Annotated in this window: 14 protein-coding genes; 9 read left to right on the top strand and 5 right to left on the bottom strand. The window is 71.9% G+C overall.

Annotated elements, in window-relative coordinates:
• The first annotated feature begins 493 nt into the window (after positions 1 to 493).
• Positions 494 to 2665, top strand: a complete 2172-nt coding sequence (locus AB0D31_RS15895; RefSeq protein WP_362722550.1) for a SpoIIE family protein phosphatase — start codon at positions 494 to 496, stop codon at positions 2663 to 2665.
• Positions 2666 to 2706: 41 nt separating this feature from the next.
• On the opposite strand, the gene AB0D31_RS15890 is transcribed toward AB0D31_RS15895, so the two are convergent.
• Positions 2707 to 3822: an AI-2E family transporter gene (locus AB0D31_RS15890; RefSeq protein ID WP_362722547.1), complete on the bottom strand. Its 1116-nt coding sequence runs from the start codon at positions 3820 to 3822 to the stop codon at positions 2707 to 2709.
• Between the two features lie 279 nt (positions 3823 to 4101).
• Between AB0D31_RS15890 and AB0D31_RS15885 the strand changes: the two genes are divergently transcribed.
• A complete protein-coding gene (locus AB0D31_RS15885) occupies positions 4102 to 4227 on the top strand; it encodes a hypothetical protein (protein WP_362722544.1) in 126 nt (41 codons plus the stop codon).
• A gap of 149 nt (positions 4228 to 4376) precedes the next feature.
• Here AB0D31_RS15885 and AB0D31_RS15880 read toward each other — a convergent pair whose 3' ends face one another.
• The 4 genes from AB0D31_RS15880 to AB0D31_RS15865 all read right to left on the bottom strand — a co-directional run bounded on the left by AB0D31_RS15880 (position 4377) and on the right by AB0D31_RS15865 (position 7162).
• The gene (locus AB0D31_RS15880; protein ID WP_362722541.1) at positions 4377 to 5354 is read right to left on the bottom strand and encodes a pirin family protein; all 978 of its coding nucleotides are present in this window, start codon (positions 5352 to 5354) and stop codon (positions 4377 to 4379) included.
• A 184-nt stretch (positions 5355 to 5538) separates the two neighbouring features.
• On the bottom strand, positions 5539 to 6000 hold the full coding sequence (locus AB0D31_RS15875) for an SseB family protein (RefSeq protein ID WP_362722538.1): 462 nt from the start codon (positions 5998 to 6000) through the stop codon (positions 5539 to 5541).
• A gap of 44 nt (positions 6001 to 6044) precedes the next feature.
• A complete protein-coding gene (locus AB0D31_RS15870) occupies positions 6045 to 6317 on the bottom strand; it encodes a DUF397 domain-containing protein (protein ID WP_362722535.1) in 273 nt (90 codons plus the stop codon).
• On the bottom strand, positions 6317 to 7162 hold the full coding sequence (locus AB0D31_RS15865; RefSeq protein WP_362722532.1) for a helix-turn-helix transcriptional regulator: 846 nt from the start codon (positions 7160 to 7162) through the stop codon (positions 6317 to 6319). The genes AB0D31_RS15870 and AB0D31_RS15865 overlap by 1 nt, the downstream gene beginning before the upstream one ends.
• A gap of 120 nt (positions 7163 to 7282) precedes the next feature.
• Here AB0D31_RS15865 and AB0D31_RS15860 point away from each other — a divergent pair, with 120 nt between their 5' ends.
• The 7 genes from AB0D31_RS15860 (at position 7283) to AB0D31_RS15830 (ending at position 16249) form a co-directional block, all read left to right on the top strand.
• The gene (locus tag AB0D31_RS15860) at positions 7283 to 7504 is read left to right on the top strand and encodes a hypothetical protein (RefSeq protein WP_362722665.1); all 222 of its coding nucleotides are present in this window, start codon (positions 7283 to 7285) and stop codon (positions 7502 to 7504) included.
• Positions 7505 to 7618: 114 nt separating this feature from the next.
• Positions 7619 to 9448, top strand: a complete 1830-nt coding sequence (locus tag AB0D31_RS15855) for an acyl-CoA dehydrogenase (protein ID WP_362722530.1) — start codon at positions 7619 to 7621, stop codon at positions 9446 to 9448.
• Positions 9449 to 9635: 187 nt separating this feature from the next.
• Positions 9636 to 10061, top strand: coding sequence for an SRPBCC family protein (locus AB0D31_RS15850; protein ID WP_362722527.1), 426 nt, complete (start codon positions 9636 to 9638; stop codon positions 10059 to 10061).
• A 151-nt stretch (positions 10062 to 10212) separates the two neighbouring features.
• Positions 10213 to 11508 carry a M18 family aminopeptidase gene (locus AB0D31_RS15845; protein ID WP_362722524.1) on the top strand — a complete coding sequence of 432 codons (1296 nt, stop codon included), beginning with the start codon at positions 10213 to 10215 and terminating at the stop codon, positions 11506 to 11508.
• Between the two features lie 101 nt (positions 11509 to 11609).
• A complete protein-coding gene (locus AB0D31_RS15840) occupies positions 11610 to 11831 on the top strand; it encodes a DUF6458 family protein (RefSeq protein WP_362722521.1) in 222 nt (73 codons plus the stop codon).
• Positions 11832 to 12022: 191 nt separating this feature from the next.
• Positions 12023 to 14917, top strand: a complete 2895-nt coding sequence (locus AB0D31_RS15835) for a BTAD domain-containing putative transcriptional regulator (protein ID WP_362722518.1) — start codon at positions 12023 to 12025, stop codon at positions 14915 to 14917.
• A 393-nt stretch (positions 14918 to 15310) separates the two neighbouring features.
• Positions 15311 to 16249: a DUF4232 domain-containing protein gene (locus tag AB0D31_RS15830; protein ID WP_362722515.1), complete on the top strand. Its 939-nt coding sequence runs from the start codon at positions 15311 to 15313 to the stop codon at positions 16247 to 16249.
• Positions 16250 to 16273 lie beyond the last annotated feature (24 nt).

Here is a 16273-nt window from a genome sequence, read left to right as displayed (position 1 = left end):
CGCACTGGGCACCCCGCCAAGGAGAGCCCACCTGGGGGCGCGGGGAACTGCGCGGGACGCGAGCACGGTCCGCAGACGACGGCGTTTCCGGGGCTCCGCCCCAGACCCCGTGCCCGCCTGAAGGGCGCCCGTCCTCGATCGCCGGACCGGCTGAACATGCCCATGCTGCCCGGCACCGAGTAGTTGAGGGACGCGGGGAACTGCGCGACCAGCCACGCACGGTCCGCAGTCGAAAACCGACCCATCACGTGGCCCGGCCCGCCGCCGAAAAGCGAGCCCATCACATCCCCCGGCGCACCACCGAAAAGCGAGCCCACCGTGTGCCCCGGCCCGCCACCGAAAAGCGAGCCCACCGTGTGCCCCGGCCCGCCACCGAAAAGCGAGCCCATCGCATGCCCCGGCCGCAGCCGCTCGGGGCGGGCCCGCCCCGAGGAGCCAAGAAACGCGAAGCTCCGCGTGGCGCCCCACGCGTACATCTTCTTAAATAGGGGCAATGCGCACAGAGGACGTCCTGGCCGCGATCGCGACTGGCCTGTGGCGCTGGGACAACGCCTCCGGGACGGTCACCCTCGACGCCGAGGCCGCCCGGCTCCTCGGGCTGCCCGCCCGCCCCGCGACACTCACCGAGGCCGCCGCCCGCTCCCGCTTCCACCCGGTCGACTGGAACGAAGTCGACGGCATCGTCCACCTCGCCCTCGCCGAAGGCACCCTCGCCGAGGTCCGGCTGCGGATCATGGACGAGCACGGCCACGTCCTGCGTACCGTACGCAGCCGCTCCAAGCCCATGCTCAACGGCAACAACTATCTGCTCATCGGCACCATTCAGGAGGTCGCCGAGCCCCAGCCCGGCACCACCGCCGCGCACCCCTCCATCACCGGCGACTGGCGGCGCTCGCGCGAGGCGTTCCTGCTCGACGCCGGCCGCGCGCTCGCCGAGGCCCGCTCCACCTCCGAGGTGCTGCGGGTCGCCGCCTCGCTCTCCATGCCGGGGTTCTCGCCGGACGGCCTCGCCGTGTTCGGGGTGGCCGGCGAGCGGCTGACGATCATCGGGCACCACGGGCACAACCCCGGGGACGACGGCCCGTTCGCGGACATGGCGCTCGACACGGACTACCCGGCCGCCGACGTCGTACGCAACGGCCGGGCGATCTATCTGCCGAGCCCGCAGGAGTACCGGCGCCGCTTCCCCGCCACCTGGCCGATGGCCCAGCGCTTCGACAGGCAGTCGTGGGCGTTCGTCCCGCTGATCGTGGCCGGGCGCACGATCGGCGCGTGGATGGCGGCGTTCAAGCACCCGGTGGCCTTCACGCCCGACGAACGCTCGGTCCTCACCACCGTGGCCCGGATGCTGGCCCAGGCCCTGGCCAGGGCGGGCGAGGCGGAGAACGAGCGCGAGTTCTCGCTCGGCCTGCAACGCTCCATGATGCCGACGCTCGGCCCCGAGATCCCCGGCATGACGGTCGCCGCCCGCTATGTGCCGACCGGCGGCGGCCTCCAGGTCGGCGGCGACTGGTACGACATGATTCCGCTGCCCGGCGGCGGCTCCGGCGCGGACAGCGGCGGCGGCCGCTTCGCGCTGGTCATCGGCGACGTCCAGGGTCACGACGTGCGGGCGGCCGGGCTCATGGGCCAGCTGCGGATCGCGCTGCGGGCGTACGCGAGCGAGGGCCACAGCCCCGACGCGGTCCTCTCGCGCGCCTCCCGCTTCCTGTACGGGATCACCGAGTCGTACGGGCTTCCCGAGCCCTCGGGCGACGGGTACGAGGACAACGCGCCGCGCTTCGCGACCTGCCTCTACATCGAGGTCGACCCGGCCGCGGGCACCCTCGACATCGCCCGCGCCGGCCACCCCGATCCGGTGATCCGCACCGCCGACGGCACCGCCCTGATCCGCCCGACCGCGGGCGGCCTCCCGCTCGGCATCGAGGCGGACTCCGACTACCCGACGACCCGGCTCGTCCTCGACCCCGACGAGACGATCATGATCTGTACGGACGGTCTGATCGAGACCGGCGGACACGACATGGCGAGCGGCTGGACGCGGCTGCGGCCGGTCCTCGAACTGCACACCGGCGACAGTCTGGAGCAGCTCGCCGACGAACTGGTCCAGGCCGTGCACGGCCCCTCCTCGCACCACACGACGGGCCCGCTCGTGGACCGCCGCGAGGACGACATCGCGCTGCTCCTGCTGCGCCGCAACGACGTCGCCACCTCCCTGGGGACCATCCCGCCGGAGGTGGTGCGGCGCACCGCACTGACCGTCGCGCAGGCCGAGCCGCAGCAGATCGCGGGCGCGCGCCGGCAGCTGCGCGAGCTGCTGCACGACTGGGCGGACGAGGAGCAGGTCGACTCGGCGGTCCTGATGATCTCCGAGATGATCACCAACGTCCTGGTCCACACGGACGGCGACGCGCTGCTCGTGGCGGCGGCGAGGGGCCCGCTCGGCACCCGCCGCCTGCGCGTGGAGGTGGCCGACGCCAGCGACGAACTCCCCCACCGCCGCCGCCCCGGCGAGATGGCGTCGAGCGGGCGGGGCCTGATCCTGATGGAAATGCTGGCGGACGCGTGGGGAGTGGACCCGCGGGGCGACGGCAAGTCGATCTGGTTCGAGCTCTACGAGTCGGGCCCGGCGGGAGCGGATGCCCCGGCAGGCCCGGCACACTAGACAGACCCGCCCGCCCCGGCAGGTCCGCCAGGTCCGGCAGACTAGACAGACCCGGCAGGCCCGGCGGGCCCTGCACCGGGCTGAGGCGCCCCGACATCGGGCTGAGGCGCCCCGCCGCCCCCGTACCGCTTGCGCACCTCCCCGAGCACCCCGAACGCGGCCGCAGCCACCGGCACCGCGAGCAGCATGCCGACCAGACCCGCGACATCCGCGCCCGCGGTCAGGGCGATCATGATCATCGCGGGGTGCATCTGCACGGTTCGGCTCTGGATGACGGGTTGCAGGATGTGTCCTTCGAGCTGCTGCACGGCGAGGACGATCCCGAGGGTCCACAGCGCGGTGCCGAACCCCCGGTCGGCGAGCGCCACGAGGACCGCCACCGCGCCGGACACGAAGGCGCCCAGGTAGGGGATGTACGCCCCGATGAAGACGAGCGCGCCGAGCCCGATCGCGCCGGGCACGCCGAGGATGAGCAGTCCGACCGTGATGCAGACGGCGTCGATGAGGGCGATGAGCGTGGTACCCCGCATGAACCCCTCGACCGCCTCGAAGGCGCGCCGCGCCATCGCCTCCACGGTGTCGCCCGCGCCGCGCGGCGCGACCGCGTGGGCCAGGCCCACCGCCCGGTCGGAGTCCTTGAGGAAGAAGAAGGTCAGCAGCAGCGCGAGCACGCTGGTGGCGATGAGCGTGCCGAGCAGGCTGAGCCCCTGGAGCACCCCGCCGACCGCGCTCGCCCCGAATTTGGACAGCAGCTTCTTGGCGTTGTCGGCGATGTTGGTGACACCGTCCCCGCCGGCCACCCCGAAGTGGTCGGCCACCCACTGGCCGGCCTGCTTGAGCGAGGCGAGGATCTGGTCCCCGGTGTCGATGAGCGCGCTCACCACGACGTACCCGGCGCCGCCGACCACCGCCACCAGCGCGACGCAGGTCAGCCCCGCGGCAAGCGAGCGCCGCAGCCCGATCCGCACCAGCCACCGGTGGACGGGCCCGAGCAGCGCGGTACCGAGCAGGGCGAGCAGCACGGGTGTGACGGCCGTCTTGAACACGGCGCACAGCCAGACCCCCACGCCCACGACCCCGGCGACGAGCAGCACGACGCCGCACCAGGCGGCGATCCGACGGGCGGCTTCGGGCAGCAGATGCCTGGACGTCTCCACGGTGCCAGCCGACCACCCCCGCGCCGGTTCCGCCCGCCGGGCGACCCACACGGGTGACGCCCCGTCAGCCCCAGGCTGCGCGCCCTCCGCAATGGACGCCCCCGGCAGGGAAGTTGACGCCTACCATCGAATAGGGGGCGTGCTGTTTCCCGGGCACAGGACGAGTACAGGGGTGCGGGGCACGGACGCGGAGGATCTGGTCCAGAGCGCGGGTGGGACGGTCGTGGCCCTGATGGCTACGGACCCCTGGCAGACCACGCGCACGGGCATCGTCGCGCTGTGGCTCCGGGTGCGTCCGGTCAGGGCTACGAGATCGAGCTCACGCTGGGCGAGACGTGCGAGGAGATCCTCGCCACGGCCCTTCTCTCCACCGGGGTGCGGGCCCGACTGCCACGTTCGCGCTGACAAACGTGATGCCTTGGTTCTCCGGATGCCTTACATCACGGCGGACCTCCATGAGCGCGTCGTATGAACCGGGCATGACGACGCCCGGGGGCCGTCGATTCAACGACGGCCCCCGGACGTCCGGGAGTTGGCGGCACAGGGCCGAGGGGTCAGGACTCGAGCCCGCGCTCCGTCATCCCGTGCACCGCCGGCACCGTGCCGAGTCGGCCCTTCTGGAAGTCCTCGAAGGCCTGCTCCAGTTCGGCGCGGGTGTTCATCACGAACGGGCCGTAGTGCGCCATCGGCTCGCGGATGGGCTGCCCGCCGAGGAGTACGACCTCCAGGTCGGGGGCGTTGGCGTCCTGCTGCTCGTCCGCGCGGACGGTCAGCGAGCCGCCCTCGCCGAAGACCGCGGTCTGCCCCGTGTGCACGGGCCGCCGCTCCGCGCCGACCGAGCCGCGCCCGGCCAGTACGTATGCGAGGCCGTTGAAGTCCTCGCGCCACGGCAGCGTGACGGAGGCGCCCGGCGCCAGGGTCGCATGGACCATGGTGATCGGGGTGTGGGTGATCCCGGGTCCGTCGTGGCCATCGAGCGACCCCGCGATGACCCGCAGCAGCGCGCCACCGTCGGGAGAGGTGAGCAACTGGACGGAACCGCTGCGGATGTCCTGGTAGCGCGGGGCCATCATCTTGTCCCGGGCCGGCAGGTTCACCCACAGCTGCAACCCGTGGAAGAGGCCGCCCGACATCACGAGCGACTCCGGCGGCGCCTCGATGTGCAGCAGACCGGAGCCCGCCGTCATCCACTGGGTGTCACCGTTGGTGATCGTTCCGCCACCACCGTTGGAGTCCTGGTGGTCGAAGATCCCGTCGATGATGTACGTGACGGTCTCGAAGCCGCGGTGCGGGTGCCACGGGGTGCCCTTGGGCTCGCCCGGCGCGTACTCCACCTCGCCCATCTGGTCCATCATGATGAACGGGTCGAGGTACTTGTAGTTGATCCCGGCGAACGCGCGGCGCACCGGGAACCCCTCCCCCTCGAACCCCTGCGGAGCGGTGGTCACGGCAAGGACGGGACGGTCCGCGACGCCCTCCGGTGCGCCGACGCGCGGCAGGGTCAACGGGTTTTCGACGGTCACAGCAGGCATGGGACGGCCCTCCTTGCGGGGATGCTCTACATTCAAAGTAGTTGAATGCTGAACATCCTGCAAGGCGTGCTTCATTCCGGGGCGGTCCCGGGAGGGCTGCAGCCCGGTCCCGGACGCGCTTCGGGCCCGCACCCCGAGGGGTTACGGGCCCGAAGAACGGCCAGGTGGGACGGGTTCCGTACGGCTATCCGTACATCCGCCGCATCGCGAAGTCGACCATCTGCTCCACGGCCTTCGCGTCGAAGACCATCCGGTGGTCGCCCTCCATATCGAGCACGAAGCCGTACCCGGTCGGCAGGAGGTCGATCACCTCGGCGCCGGTGATCACGAAGTACTTGGACTCCTTGCCGGCGTACCGGCGCAGCTCCTTGAGCGAGGTGAACATCGGGATCACCGGCTGCTGGGTGTTGTGCAGCGCCAGGAACCCCGGGTTGTCGCCGCGCGGGCAGTACACCCGGGCCCCCGCGAAGATCTGCTGGAAGTCCTCGGCCGAGAGCGACCCGGTGGTGAAGGCCCGCACCGCGTCGGCGAGCGAGGGCGGCGACGGCTCCGGGTACAGCGGCTGCTCGCCGTACCCGCCCTGCATCTGCTGCTGGGGCGGGGCGTACTGCTGCTGTGCGCCCGAGTTCTGGTCGTAGCCGTACATGGGGGTCAGCCTACCGACGCGGGCCCGCGCCCAACACCGCGATCTCAGCCCTTGAAGGTGCCGTCCTTCACCCCGGTGACAAAGGATGCCCAGGCCCGGGCCGCGATGACGATGGCCGGCCCGCCCAGCACCTTGGAGTCCCGGACCGGGACGACCCCGGGGAGGTTGTGGGCCACCTCTACGCAGTCGCCGGAGCTGGCGTTGCTATAGGTGCTCTTGCGCCAGCGGGCCGCCCCGAGAAGGACTCGCCGCCCCGGGCGCGGCCCATCCCACGGACGCGATGGCCAACGCCGTTCCACGGAGGCCCTGTTCAACATCACCGCCCACCCTTCCGATAGCCTTCTGCCGCCCTTTCGAGGAGGGCAAGGGAGTCTCGCGGGGGCAGCGCGACAGCCCTGAGCAGGTCGTAGGACTTGCGGTACTGCGTCACGAGCCCTGGGCAGTCGATGAGTTGACCGCTGTACATGGACTCCATGTAGGTCACAGGGGGCGCGTCCGGAAAGGTCACCACCCTGGCCGTTCCGCTCATGAACGGGTGAACCGGCGCGTCTTCCGGAACGATCTGCAAAACGCCGCGTGCCGCGTGCATCACGTCGATGATGTGCTCCAGCAGGTCGGCCATCTGCGCGCGCGGCAGGACGCGACGCCGGATCACGGACTCGTCGAAGATCGCCCAGAACTCCGGCGAATCGCCCTGCTCAAAGAGCGAGGCCCGTGCCGTGCGGGCCGACACCTTCTCCTCCACCTCCTCGTGCGTGGCCCGGGGCCTGGCCGACCGCACGATCACCCGCGCGTAATCCGCGGTCTGCAACAGGCCCGGCACGAGCATGGGCGCCCACTCCTCGATGGTCTGCGCCCCTCGCTCCATCACCACCATGTCGGCGAAGTACTCGGCATGCCCGGACTGCCTGGCCCGCCGGACGTCTTCACAGCAGCGTTCGAAAAAGCCGTCCGTGTCGAGGCGCACATCCACATGTTTGGCCAGATCCGACGGCATCCGGCGCTGACCCCGCTCGATCTCGCTGAGGTAGCTCACCCCGTAGAAGCTGCCCTCCACCAGGCCCTCCAGGGTGAGCCCGGCCCGCTCGCGCTGCCAGCGCAACTCCTTGCCGTAGAACTCCGGCACACCGGCCGATCCGTCAATCTCTCTGCGCGCAGCCATGGTTGCCGTCCTTCCACCACCCGGCCCGTGGACCCCGAACCCCTTCCGAAGGTACGCGAGGCCACCCCACCCTGTGAGGAGTTCGTCACACACCGCACTCGCAGGAGGCACCCCATGCCCATGAGCAAGCCCACCCCCCGCGCGCCGCAGGCACCCGGTGACGACACCTACCGCGTCGTCATGGAGCTCCGCTCCGCCCTCGCCGGGCACGGCATCACGCTGCCCTCGCTCGGGCGGGACTTCGGGACGCCAGCACTCGTCATCCTCGGGAACTGCAACGCCGCCACCGCGCGGGCCCTGACCGCCGCGCTTCGGCGCGACCCGGAAAGTTCGCCTGCCTGACGCGTCACAGTTCTCGGCCAGAGGTTGCGCGTTATTACCGGTGGGTAGCATCATCGTAGTACTGACCTACTTGCTGGTAGATGTAACCGACACCCTGCTTACGGAGCCGTCGCCATGGGGCACTACAAGTCGAATCTCCGCGACATCGAGTTCAACCTCTTCGAGGTGCTCGGACGCGACAAGCTGTACGGCACCGGCCCGTTCGGGGAGATGGACGTCGACACCGCCAAGTCGATCCTGGAGGAGATCGCCCGTCTCGCCGAGAACGAGCTGGCCGACTCCTTCGCGGACGCCGACCGCAATCCGCCGGTCTTCGACCCGGCCACCAACACCGCTCCGGTCCCGGAGTCCTTCAAGAGCTCCTACAAGGCGTTCATGGACTCCGAGTACTGGCGGCTCGGCCTGCCCGAGGAGATCGGCGGCACCGTTTCGCCCCGCTCCCTGATCTGGGCGTACGCGGAGCTGCTGCTCGGCGCGAACCCGGCGGTCTGGATGTACTCCTCCGGCCCCGCCTTCGCCGGCATCCTCTTCGAGGAGGGCAACGAGCAGCAGAAGAAGATCGCCGAGATCGCGGTCGAGAAGCGCTGGGGCTCCACGATGGTCCTGACCGAGCCCGACGCGGGTTCGGACGTGGGCGCGGGCCGCACCAAGGCCGTCCAGCAGGACGACGGCTCCTGGCACATCGAGGGCGTGAAGCGCTTCATCACCTCCGGTGAGCACGACATGGAGGAGAACATCCTCCACTACGTCCTCGCCCGCCCCGAGGGTCACGGCCCGGGCACGAAGGGCCTCTCCCTCTTCCTCGTGCCGAAGTTCCACTTCGACTGGGAGACCGGCGAGCTGGGCGAGCGCAACGGCGTGTACGCCACGAACGTCGAGCACAAGATGGGCCTGAAGGCGTCCAACACGTGCGAGATGACCTTCGGCGACCAGCACCCCGCCAAGGGCTGGCTGATCGGTGACAAGCACGACGGCATCCGCCAGATGTTCATGATCATCGAGTTCGCCCGCATGATGGTCGGCACGAAGGCGATCGCCACGCTGTCGACGGGTTACCTCAACGCCCTTGAGTACGCCAAGGAGCGCGTCCAGGGCAGCGACCTCTCGCAGTTCATGGACAAGACCGCACCGAAGGTGACGATCACTCACCACCCGGACGTGCGGCGCTCGTTGATGACGCAGAAGGCGTACGCCGAGGGCATGCGCTCGCTCGTCCTCTACACCGCCTCCATCCAGGACGCGATCCAGGTGAAGGAGGCGGCGGGCGAGGACGCGAAGGCGCTCGTCGGCCTCAACGACCTGCTGCTGCCCATCGTGAAGGGCTACGGCTCGGAGAAGTCGTACGAGAAGCTCTCGCACGAGTCGCTCCAGACCTTCGGCGGCTCCGGGTACCTCCAGGAGTACCCGATCGAGCAGTACATCCGTGACGCCAAGATCGACACGCTGTACGAGGGCACGACGGCGATCCAGGGCCAGGACTTCTTCTTCCGGAAGATCGTCCGTGACCAGGGCGCCTCCCTGAACGCCCTCTCCGAGGAGATCAAGAAGTTCCTCGCGGAGCAGAACGGCAACGAGGCGCTGGGCGGCTCGCTGGACTCGCTCGCCAAGGCGGCCGTCGACCTGGAGGCGATCGTCGGCACGATGATCACGGACCTCACGGCGACGGGTGAGGACGTCAAGAACATCTACAAGGTGGGCCTCAACACGACCCGTCTCCTGATGGCCTCGGGTGACGTGGTCGTCGGTTACCTGCTGCTCAAGGGTGCGGCGGTCGCCGCGGAGAAGCTGGCGTCCGCCTCGGCGAAGGATGTCGCGTTCTACACCGGCAAGATCGCCGCGGCGAAGTTCTTCGCGGCGAACGTGCTGCCGGGGGTCGGGATGGCCCGGTCGCTGGCCGAGACGGTCGACAACTCGCTGATGGAGCTGGACGAGGCGGCGTTCTAGTCCTCCCGCTGCGCAAGGGGCTCGGGGTGGTCGGACCCCGGGCCCCTTCGGCTGTGCCCGTACGGCGCGCGGGGCCCCGCGGCCGTGGCCGGGTGTGGCCCCGGTGCCCACGCCCCGCGCAGGCCATGGCCGCGGCCCCAGGGGGTACACGGCACACCCGAAGCTCCGCGAGTGAAAGGTGAAGCACGTGTCGTCATCCCTGGTGGAAACCGTCGACGTCAACGCTCCCCTGTCGGTCTCCTGGGCGCTCTGGAGCGATGTGACCCGATGGCCCGCGTTCCTGAGCCATGTGCGCCGGGTCGACCCACTGGGCGGGCAGCGCTTCGCCTGGCAGCTGGAGCTCCCCGGCGCGGACAAGAACTTCGTGGCGGAGCTCACCGAGGTGATCCCCGAGGACCGGATCGCCTGGCGCACCGTGGAGGGGGCCGAGCACGCCGGAGTGGTCACCTTCCACCGGCTGAGCGACACGACGAGCCGGGTGACCCTCCAGATCGAGTACGACCCGAAGGGGTTCATCGAGCACCTCGGGGCGCTCACCAACCTCGACTCGGTGCTCGCCAACTACGATCTCGGCGAGTTCCAGAAGCTGGCCGAGACCACGGCGGCGTCCTGACCGACGGGGGCGGCGACGCGCCTCCACCCCGGCCCGGAATCGGGCACGCCCGGCCCCTTTCGCAGAGGCGGAAGGGCAGAGCCCCCGGGCCAAACGGGGCAAGACGCTCGGCGCCCGAAGGCGGGGGCGGGGCGCCGTTAGGGTGGCGGGCATGAGCACACCCCCCCGCTTCGACCGCGGCCACACCGACGACCTGTTGACCTTCCTCGCGGCGAGCCCGTCGCAGTACCACGCCGTGGCCAACGCGGCCGCTCGCCTGGAGAAGGCCGGGTTCCGGCAGGTCCAGGAGACGGACGCGTGGGACGGCACGTACGGCGGAAAGTACGTGCTGCGCGGCGGCGCCATCGTGGCCTGGTACGTGCCCGAGGGCGCCGCGCCCCACACCCCGTACCGGATCGTCGGCGCCCACACCGACTCCCCGAACCTGCGGGTGAAGCCGCAGCCGGACACGGGGGCGTTCGGTTGGCGGCAGGTCGCCGTCGAGATCTACGGCGGGACGCTGCTCAACACCTGGCTCGACCGCGACCTCGGCATCGCGGGCCGCCTCACGCTCAAGGACGGCAGCCACCGCCTCATCAACGTGGACCGCCCGCTCCTGCGCGTACCGCAGCTCGCCGTGCACCTGGACCGCTCGGTCAACACCGACGGGCTCAAGCTCGACCGGCAGCGCCACCTCCAGCCGATCTGGGGCCTGGGCGACGACGTGGCCGAAGGCGACCTGATCCGCTTCGTGGAGCAGGAAGCCGGGCTCGCCGAGGGCGACGTGGCCGGCTGGGACCTCATGCTGCACTCCGTCGAGGCCCCCGCCTACCTGGGCCGCGACCGCGAGCTCGTGGCCGGCCCCCGCATGGACAACCTGCTCTCCGTGCACGCCGGCACCGCCGCGCTGGCCGCCGTGTCCGGCGCCGACGACCTTGCCTTCATCCCCGTTCTCGCCGCCTTCGACCACGAGGAGGACGGCTCCCAGGCCGACACCGGCGCCGACGGCCCGCTCCTCGGCAACGTCATGGAGCGTTCGGTGTTCGCGCGCGGCGGCACGTACGAGGACCGCGCCCGCGCCTTCGCCGGCACCATCTGCCTCTCCTCCGACACCGGGCACGCCGTACACCCCAACTACGCCGAGCGCCACGACCCCACGCACCACCCGCGCGCCAACGGCGGCCCCATCCTCAAGGTCAACGTCAACGCCCGGTACGCCACCGACGGCGCCGGCCGCGCCGTGTTCGCGGCGGCCTGCGAGCGCGCCGGAGTGCCGTGGCAGACGTTCGTCTCCAACAACGCGATGCCCTGCGGCACCACCATCGGCCCCATCACCGCAGCCCGGCACGGCATCCAGACCGTCGACATCGGCGTGGCGATCCTCTCGATGCACAGCGCGCGCGAACTGTGCGGCGCCGACGACCCGTACCTGCTCGCCAACGCCCTCACCGCGTTCCTCGCCGAATGACCCGCCGGCCGCGCACGTGAACCACCGTGCCGCCCAAAGGGATTGACCGTCCGGGGCCCGGGTACCCGGACGGTCCACCACCTTTCACGGAGGCGAGATCCATGGGCTTGGGCGGCTGCATCATCCTCATAGCGGTGGGGGCGATCCTCACCTTCGCGACGGACTGGCACGCGAGCGGTGTCAACGTCCACGTCGTGGGCCTGATCCTGATGCTGGTCGGCATCATCGGCGTCGCCGTCTTCACCAGCGTGCTGCGCAGGCGACGCGTGGTGCCCGGCGCCACCATCGTGGAGGAGGACCGCCACCACGACGGTCTCCTGTGACCCCGGGGCGCCGTACGGGCAGCCGGCCGCACGGAACCTGTGCCGACACCTGTGTCGACCGCCTCACGTGACCCCCGCCACCTGAGGCCCGAGGCGCGAGTTCCGGCCCCGCACCCCGCGTATCCTCGACTGTCCGGGCCCTGACCAGGTCCGGGAAGTCCGGGAACGGGGAGCTAGGGGGTACCGCCACCGTGGAGTTCCGCGTCCTGGGGACGGTGACCGTGGCGACGGAGGACGGCGCGTTCCTCGCGCTGGGCCCGGCAAAGCGGCGCAGCCTGCTCGCCATGCTGCTGCTCCGGCCCAACACCGCGATATCCGTCGAGCGGCTCACCGAAGCCCTGTGGGACGAAGAGCCGCCCCAGCACTCGCGGACCGTACTCCAAGGCCATGTCTCGCGGCTGCGGGCGCTGTTGGCCGAGCACGACGCCGACGCCTACGGCATCGAACTGGTCACCCAGGGCTCCGCCTACGTACTGCGGCTGCCCGAAACCCTCATCGACGCGCACCGCTTCGAAGAACTCGTCGCACTCGCCCGCGGCGGCCGCGCCCCCGGTGACGCGGTACTCATGCTGCGCGAGGCGCTCGCCCTGTGGCAGGGCCCCGCCCTCACCGGCACCGTCCCGAGCCCGCCCCTCCAGGGCGCCGTCCACACCCTCGAAGAGCTCAGGCTCGCCGCGGTCGAGGCTCTCGCCGAGGCGTACGGGCAGCTCGGCGAGTACGGCCGGGCCGCCGCCGTGCTGCGGACCGAAGCTGTCGCCCACCCCCTGCGCGAGCCCCTGTCGGCCGCACTGATGCTGGCCCTCAGCCGCTCCGGCCGGCAGTCCGACGCGCTCGAATGGTTCCACCGCACCCGCCGTCTGCTCGCCGACGAACTCGGCGTCGATCCCGGCCCCGCGCTCAGTGAAGCGTACGCCGTCGTCCTGCGGGCCGGTGTGCCCGCCACCACGGCCGACCCGAGCGCCGCCGCCGCCGAATCCGACCCCGGACCCGAACCCGAACCAGCCTTTGCCGTACCGGAGTTGCTGCCGCGCAGGCCGCGCGGGTTCAGCGGGCGTCAGGCGGAGCTTGCCGCACTCGGCCGTGCCACAGCCGGACAGTACGGGGCGATCGCGCTGGTCACGGGAGGCGCGGGCGTCGGCAAGACCGCGCTCGCCGTGCAGTGGGCGCACGAGCGGCAGAGCGACTTCCCCGACGGCCGCCTCTTCGCCGACCTGTGCGGCTACAGCGACACCCCGGCCCGCCAAGTCACCGTCGTGCTCAGGGAGTTCCTGCTCGCGCTCGGCGTTCCCGTGCAGCGCGTGCCCGAGACCGAGGCCGGCATGGGGGCGCTCTACCGCTCGCTCACCGCCGACCGGCGCATCCTGGTCGTGCTCGACAACGCCCGCGACTCCGAGCAGGTGCGCCCGCTGCTCCCCGGCGGCGACCACAGCGTCACCCTCGTCACCAGCCGCGACCGGCTCGGCGGTCTCGTCGCCTCCGACGCGGCGCGCCCCGTCCGCCTCGACGAACTGCCCGCCGCCGACTGCACCGCGCTGCTTGCCGCCGTGCTCGGCGAGGACCGGGTGGCCGCCGAGCCCGGGGCGGCCGCCCGCCTCGCCGAGCTCTGCGACGGGCTTCCGCTCGCGCTGCGCGTCACCGCGGCGCGTCTCGCCGCCCGCCCCCAGTGGACGCTGGCCGCGCTCGCCGACGAACTCGCCGACGAACAACGCCGGTTGAGTCTCCTCCGCGTCGAAGACACGGGGGTGGCGGCTGCCCTGCGTCTGACCGTCCAGCAACTGCCCGAGCAGGCCCGGCGGATGTTCCGCGCGCTCGGCCTGCACACCGGCTCAGAACTCGACCGGTACAGCGCCGCCGCGCTCGCCGGCTGCACCCCCGACCAGGCCGCCGCGGCCCTCGAACGGCTCGCCGCGGCCCACCTGGTGGTCGAATCGGGCCCCCACGGCCCGGGCCGGCCGGGCAGCGCACCGGCCTCTGTACATCCCGGCAGCCTGCCCGGCCCCGCAGACCCCGGGGCGTACGCCCACCTCGGATCCCCTCATCCCGGACGCGCCGACGCCCACCCGAACCTCCCGCTCGGCTCTGTACACCCCGGGCGCGCCGACGCGTACACCCTTCACGACCTCGTACGCCTCTACGCCCGCGCGCTCGCCCCCGAGGCCGACCCCGACGGGCTCACCCGACTCCTCGACCACTACCTCCACACCGGGCTCGTGGCGACCGCCACCGCCGAACCCGGCAGCCAGCCCTGCTTCGCGCCGCCGCCCGGCGCCCGGCGGCCCGCGGCGGTGCGCGAGTTCGAGGACCGGCAGGCCGCGCTCGCCTGGTACGAGGCCGAACGGGCCACCCTGCGCGGCGCGGTCGCCGCCGCCGTCGGCGCCGGGATGCACGACCGCGCCTGGCGGCTCGTGCTGCTTCAGTGGCCGCTCATCCTGTGGCGAGTCCGCGACGGCTGGGTCCCGCTGCTCGAACAGGCCCTGGAATCAGCCGAGTTGGAGCAGGAGTTGGATGCGCAATCCCGCACCCGCGCGCTGCTCGGCTGGGTGCTGCACGAGGAGGGCCGCTTCGACGAGGCCCTCGCCCAGTTGGAGAAGGCCCCGGACCTGGCCCGCCGGGCCGGCTCCGTCACCAGCGAGGCCGTCGCCCGTATCAACCTCGCGCTCATCCTCACCCAGTACGGCGAGGTCGGCCGGGCCGGGGATCTGCTCGACCAGGCCCTCACCCTGGCAGGCCGCGCCCGCGACCGGTCCACCGAGATGCTCGCCCACCAGCATCTGGCCCGGCACTTCCTGAGCGCCGGCGACCATGGGCTCGCCCTCTCCCACTCCCGGCTCGGCCTCGAACTCGGCCCCTCACCCGAGGCGATCCCCCGCCGGGTGCTGCTGCGCACGAGCTACGGCGAGGCGTTGGCGGGGCTCGGGCGGCCCGAGGAGGCACGGCGGCAGCTCGTCGATGCGGCGCGGGAGGCGGACGAGCACGGGTACGAGGAGGGTGCGGCGGCTGCTCGGGCCAGCTTGGCCCAACTCCCCCGGGGCTCCGCCCCCGACCCGGCGATGCCTGCTCAACCTCCCACCCGTGCGGCTACTTGAGGGCGGCGGCTGCTTGAGGGTGGCGGCTCCTGAGGGTGGCGGCTCCTTGAGGGTGGCGGCTCCCTGGGGCTCCGCGCCCCAGACGCCGTTCGCACCTGAACGGTGCTCGTCCTCAAACTCCCCCAAGCCCTTAAGGGCCAGGGACCCCCACGACCGGCTGAGGTTGCCCATGCGGACCAGCACCGAGTAGTTCAGGGGCGTGGGAGCGGCGCAGGTGAGCGGGCCCGGGCCCGGCGAGGCGTCAGGCCCCCCCCGGACGCGCTCTATTGTCTGACCATACGCAGAACCGGGGCGTTAGCCGAACGATAGGCCCGCCGGTGAGGCTGGTGCGGCGCATGGACACGAGCGGCGACGCACCACGCGCGGGGATGCGCATCAGGACCGGGAGAGACCATGCGGGGGCACGGAGGCAAGGGCGCGGGCGGAGGCATACGTACAGCCAACGGCGCGGGCAACGACGACGCGGGCAACAGGGTCGCGAGCAACAGCGGCACGGTCAACGGCGGCGCGAGCAACAGCGGCACGGGCGTGGCCGCAGTCGCCGTCCTGGGGGCCCTGCTGTGCGCTTCCCTGACGGCCTGCACCGGCCCCACCACAGCTGCTTCCCCCGTCGGTAATGCCGGCATCGGCACGGCAACGGTGTCGCACGGTGCGTCTGCCCCGGCGCACTCCGGCTCCCCGCACGGGCACCCCGCCTCCACCACCGACCCCGGCTCCGCGGGTCGGAGCCCGACGCCGAGCCTGACAACCGCCGTGATCACCCCGGGCGCCTCGCCTTCCGCCCCCGCGCCGTCGGCGAGCGGGTCCGCCCGGCCCCCGGGGTCCGCCACCCCCCGTACGGGCCCGGCGGACGACGGCGGTGAGGACGACGGCGGTGAGGACGCCCGCGTCTTCTGCTCGCCCACCGCACTCTCCTTCGTCTTCCGCATCGCCGACGAGCCACGCGGGGGCCGCGGTTCACGGCCCCCCGGCGCCGATGTCCGCGCCCCGGGCGACGCGGTCCTGGTGGCCCGCAACACCTCGGGGCACACCTGCGTCCTACGCGGCTTTCCCACGCTGACCGTCACCGACGACACCGGGCGCCCTCTGATCACCGCGACGCGGACCAAGCCGTTCACCAAGCCGTTCGCCCTGCACCCGGGGGCGGGCGGTGTGGCTCGGGTGCACTACACCGCCCACCGGGGCTGCCCGGGCACGGCGGTGCGGGTGTCCGTACCCGGCTCCGGCACCGCGAACAGCGTGCCGGTCCTGGACGCGCGGGGCCGCCCGGCCCTGCTGTCCGTGTGCGGACCGGCGCTCCACATCGGGGAGTTCACCCCGGGCTTCGGCTGAGTTCCGCCCAGTCCACCAGCTCCT

Origin of the sequence: Streptomyces sp. NPDC048361 (genome assembly GCF_040651795.1) — a bacterium.
Lineage (GTDB): Bacteria > Actinomycetota > Actinomycetes > Streptomycetales > Streptomycetaceae > Streptomyces.
The sequence above is the reverse complement of the archived record's forward strand: the minus strand, read 5'-3'. Positions and strand labels throughout refer to the sequence as shown.

Excerpts from the sequence above, each read along its gene's own strand:
- AB0D31_RS15845 (WP_362722524.1), top strand. The coding sequence starts at position 10,213 with ATGAGCACACCCCCCCGCTTCGACCGCGGCCACACCGACGACCTGTTG.
- AB0D31_RS15860 (WP_362722665.1), top strand. The coding sequence starts at position 7,283 with ATGAGCAAGCCCACCCCCCGCGCGCCGCAGGCACCCGGTGACGACACC.
- AB0D31_RS15830 (WP_362722515.1), top strand. The coding sequence starts at position 15,311 with ATGCGGGGGCACGGAGGCAAGGGCGCGGGCGGAGGCATACGTACAGCC.
- AB0D31_RS15880 (WP_362722541.1), bottom strand. The coding sequence starts at position 5,354 with ATGCCTGCTGTGACCGTCGAAAACCCGTTGACCCTGCCGCGCGTCGGC.
- AB0D31_RS15875 (WP_362722538.1), bottom strand. The coding sequence starts at position 6,000 with ATGTACGGCTACGACCAGAACTCGGGCGCACAGCAGCAGTACGCCCCG.
- AB0D31_RS15865 (WP_362722532.1), bottom strand. The coding sequence starts at position 7,162 with ATGGCTGCGCGCAGAGAGATTGACGGATCGGCCGGTGTGCCGGAGTTC.
- AB0D31_RS15855 (WP_362722530.1), top strand. The coding sequence starts at position 7,619 with ATGGGGCACTACAAGTCGAATCTCCGCGACATCGAGTTCAACCTCTTC.
- AB0D31_RS15895 (WP_362722550.1), top strand. The coding sequence starts at position 494 with ATGCGCACAGAGGACGTCCTGGCCGCGATCGCGACTGGCCTGTGGCGC.
- AB0D31_RS15840 (WP_362722521.1), top strand. The coding sequence starts at position 11,610 with ATGGGCTTGGGCGGCTGCATCATCCTCATAGCGGTGGGGGCGATCCTC.
- AB0D31_RS15870 (WP_362722535.1), bottom strand. The coding sequence starts at position 6,317 with ATGTTGAACAGGGCCTCCGTGGAACGGCGTTGGCCATCGCGTCCGTGG.